Raw genomic sequence first — 2,933 nt, 5'->3', positions numbered from 1 at the left:
CTGGTGGTGCTAACCGTGGGCGCGTCTTCCTGGAGCCGGTAAATCTCGGCCAGGTATTCGCGCATGGCGGCGCTGGGTTCCATGGAGGGAGAGGAAGAAGAATCCACAGATTTCACAGATTACGCAGATTCCTAGAAGAGGCTCACGCAAAGAGCGCTAAGTTCGCTAAGAACGCAAAGAAGAACTTTCTTTTGGCGTTCTTGGCGTCCTTGGCGATCTTTGCGTGAGCTGCTTACTTCAATTGACTGATAGTCTCCTCGATCAGATTCACCAGGTCGGCCAGCATGGGCCGGTCGAAGCGGAACTCGGCCCCGGCGGCCTGGAACAGCTCAGGCAGCGAGCGCGTGCCGCCCAGCCGCAGCGCCGCCCGATACGTCGCCACGGCCGCCTGCTGATCACGCCGGGCGTTGCGCCCGACTTGCAGCGCGCCGACCTGGGCCATGCCGTACTCGACGTAGTAGAACGGAGCCTGGAAGATGTGGAGCTTGCGGTGCCAGCCGCTCATGCGCTCCGCCTCGAAGCCCGTCCAGTCCACGCCGCGCATGAAACGGCCCCAGAGAGCGTCCCACGTCTCATCACAGGCCGCCGGGTCCAGCGCCGCGTCGGGATGAGTGTATACCCAGTGCTGGAAGGCGTCAACGACGGCCATATAGGGCAGGAAAATCAGGATGGAGTCGAGATGCTGGATGCGCGCCCGCGCCGCCTCGGCCGGCGTGTAAAAGCCGCCGTTGTCCTTCGTCAGATAGGGGGCGGCGAGCAATTCCATGCCCATCGACGCCACCTCGCAGAACTCCATCGGCACGTCCATCTGCCAGATAGTGGGCAAGGCGAACGTCTCGAAAGCGTGGAAGGCGTGGCCCGCCTCGTGGAGCATCGTCTGCACGTCGTCGTGGGTTCCCGCGCCGTTCATAAAGATGAAGGGCCGCCCGCGCCAGGGCAGGTTGCTGCAATAGCCGCCCAGCGCCTTGCCCGCCCGCGTGTCCAGATCGAGCAGGTTCTCCTCGGCCATGACGGCCAGCTGCCGCGCCAGGCCGGGATCGACCCGCTCGAAGATGTTCAGGCTGCCCTGGATGAGTTCGTCCTGCGCGTGGTAGGGCTTCAACGGCGGCTGCGGGCTGGTATCGACGGCCAGGTCCCACGGGCGCAACTGGTTCAGTCCCAGCCCCTTGCGCCGCCGTTCATAGGCGCGGGCCGCGGCGGGCACGACCTCGGCCTCGATGGCGTCGTGGAAGCGCAGGCAGTCGTCGGGGGTGTAGTCAAAGCGGTTGTAAGCGCGAAAAGTGTAGTCGCGGAAGTCGGGCAGGCCGGCGTTGGCCGCGACCTGTTGGCGCAGGCCCAGCATCTTCTGGTAGATGGCGTTCAACTCGCCGCGTTGGCTCGCCCAGAGGGCCATCATGGTTCGCCAGACGCGCTCGCGCACGCCCCGGTCGCGCTCGATGAGCAGCGCGTCAAGCTGGCTGAGGTTCTTCTCCTCACCGTCCCACGCCGCCTTCAGGCCGCCGGTCACTTTGTCGTACTCGTTGCCCAGCTTAGCCAGTTCGGTCAACAGCGGGACGTTGGCCTCGCGGAACAGGTCGGCCTGGTTGCGCATGCGGCGCAGCGGCACGCGCATCTCGTCGCCCAGACCATCGGTCGGTTGGGCCAGCAGGCGCTCCTTGAGGGCCTGGTCGGCGCGGCGGAAGTCGGGTTCCAGGTTCTCCACGAAGTTGAGGAAGGCCTGCTCTCGCGCGGGGTCGGCCGTGTCGAGCGTGGCCTCGATGTAAGCCAGCGCGCCCGTCTCTTCGACCAGCCGGTTCAAGTCCGACCACTCGCGCAGCCAGCCGGCCAGGTCGCCGTCGAGCGGCGCGCTGACCAGCCGGTCATAGCGCTCCTGGAACGTTTCCCACTTCGTGGTGTCGATGGGGAAGGGGAGATTGGGAATAGGGGAAAGGGACATGATGTGGTACTCCGATTCGCTGGACTAGACCTGACAGGTGTCGGCGCTGGCCGGCAACGCCGACACCTGTCAGGTCTTGCTAAACCGTGGCGATTCTACCAAAAAAGAAAGCTCTTGCGACTGCAAGAGCTTGATGGGAAGTTTTGGAGGCGACGACCGGATTCGAACCGGTGATGGAGGTTTTGCAGACCTCTGCCTTACCACTTGGCTACGTCGCCATAGCAAGACGGCAGGCCCTGCGGCCTGCCGTTTCATTCAGAGCGGGCGACGGGATTCGAACCCGTGGCCTTCTCCTTGGCAAGGAGACGTTCTACCACTGAACCACGCCCGCAAATCTCGACTTGCTCTAACCAAAACCGATGCCAGGACCCAGACTCGAACTGGGGACACCTTCATTTTCAGTGAAGTGCTCTACCAACTGAGCTATCCCGGCGAGTGGGATGTACCTGTATTGTTAATGGTACTTGGATTCTATCGGAATGGGCGCGGGCTGTCAAGTGACGCTTAGAAAGCGTCTTAGAAACCGGGTTTCTGCCAGAAACTCGGTTTCTAACGCGCCAATTGACAATCACGCCCTCGGCCGGGACAATCAGCGGTGGGAGTGGTTGTGTCCCGGTGGGCGCTGCGGTCTTCAAAACCGTTGGCCGGTCGCGCACAGCGAGCGGCGGTGGGTTCGACTCCCATCCACTCCCGCCAGTCGCCTGGGGGGTTATCATGGCGGACAGGGCGCTACAAATCGTTGAACAGCGGCAGATGGAGTTCTATGGGGACACGGTGATCGCCGTCGCCGTGCGCGAAGGCGGTGTGAGCAGCGGGTCTACGTGCCGCTCAAGCCTATTTGTGACATGACGGGGGTCGAGTGGTCAGCGCAGTTTAGGCGAATCAGGCGTGATCCGGTGCTCTCTCGTCATGCTCAAGGTATTGCCATTACGACAATACCTTCCGGCGACCGGCGGACGGCGGCCGGCAAGAGATGGTCGCCCTACCGCTGGACTAT

At 63.0% G+C, this 2,933-nt stretch carries 1 protein-coding gene and 4 tRNA genes; 1 reads left to right on the top strand and 4 read right to left on the bottom strand.

Going from position 1 to position 2,933, the window contains the following annotated elements; genetic code table 11:
• Positions 1–232: 232 nt before the first annotated feature.
• The 4 genes from ACE3UY_RS12055 to ACE3UY_RS12040 all read right to left on the bottom strand — a co-directional run bounded on the left by ACE3UY_RS12055 (position 233) and on the right by ACE3UY_RS12040 (position 2,369).
• The gene (locus ACE3UY_RS12055) at positions 233–1,936 is read right to left on the bottom strand and encodes a M3 family oligoendopeptidase (protein WP_374687764.1); all 1,704 of its coding nucleotides are present in this window, start codon (positions 1,934–1,936) and stop codon (positions 233–235) included.
• Between the two features lie 144 nt (positions 1,937–2,080).
• A tRNA-Cys gene (locus tag ACE3UY_RS12050) sits at positions 2,081–2,154 on the bottom strand.
• A gap of 41 nt (positions 2,155–2,195) precedes the next feature.
• A tRNA-Gly gene (locus ACE3UY_RS12045) sits at positions 2,196–2,267 on the bottom strand.
• A gap of 29 nt (positions 2,268–2,296) precedes the next feature.
• A tRNA-Phe gene (locus ACE3UY_RS12040) sits at positions 2,297–2,369 on the bottom strand.
• A 164-nt stretch (positions 2,370–2,533) separates the two neighbouring features.
• Between ACE3UY_RS12040 and ACE3UY_RS12035 the strand changes: the two genes are divergently transcribed.
• Positions 2,534–2,632 (top strand) — tRNA-Sec (locus ACE3UY_RS12035).
• The last annotated feature ends 301 nt before the right edge of the window (positions 2,633–2,933 follow it).

This window comes from Promineifilum sp. (SeqCode), assembly GCF_041918635.1.
Lineage (GTDB): Bacteria > Chloroflexota > Anaerolineae > Promineifilales > Promineifilaceae > Promineifilum.
This window is presented reverse-complemented; position numbering and strand designations above follow the sequence as displayed.

Bases quoted from the DNA above. Each gene is read 5' to 3' on its own strand.
- ACE3UY_RS12055 (WP_374687764.1), bottom strand. From the start codon at position 1,936: ATGTCCCTTTCCCCTATTCCCAATCTCCCCTTCCCCATCGACACCACG.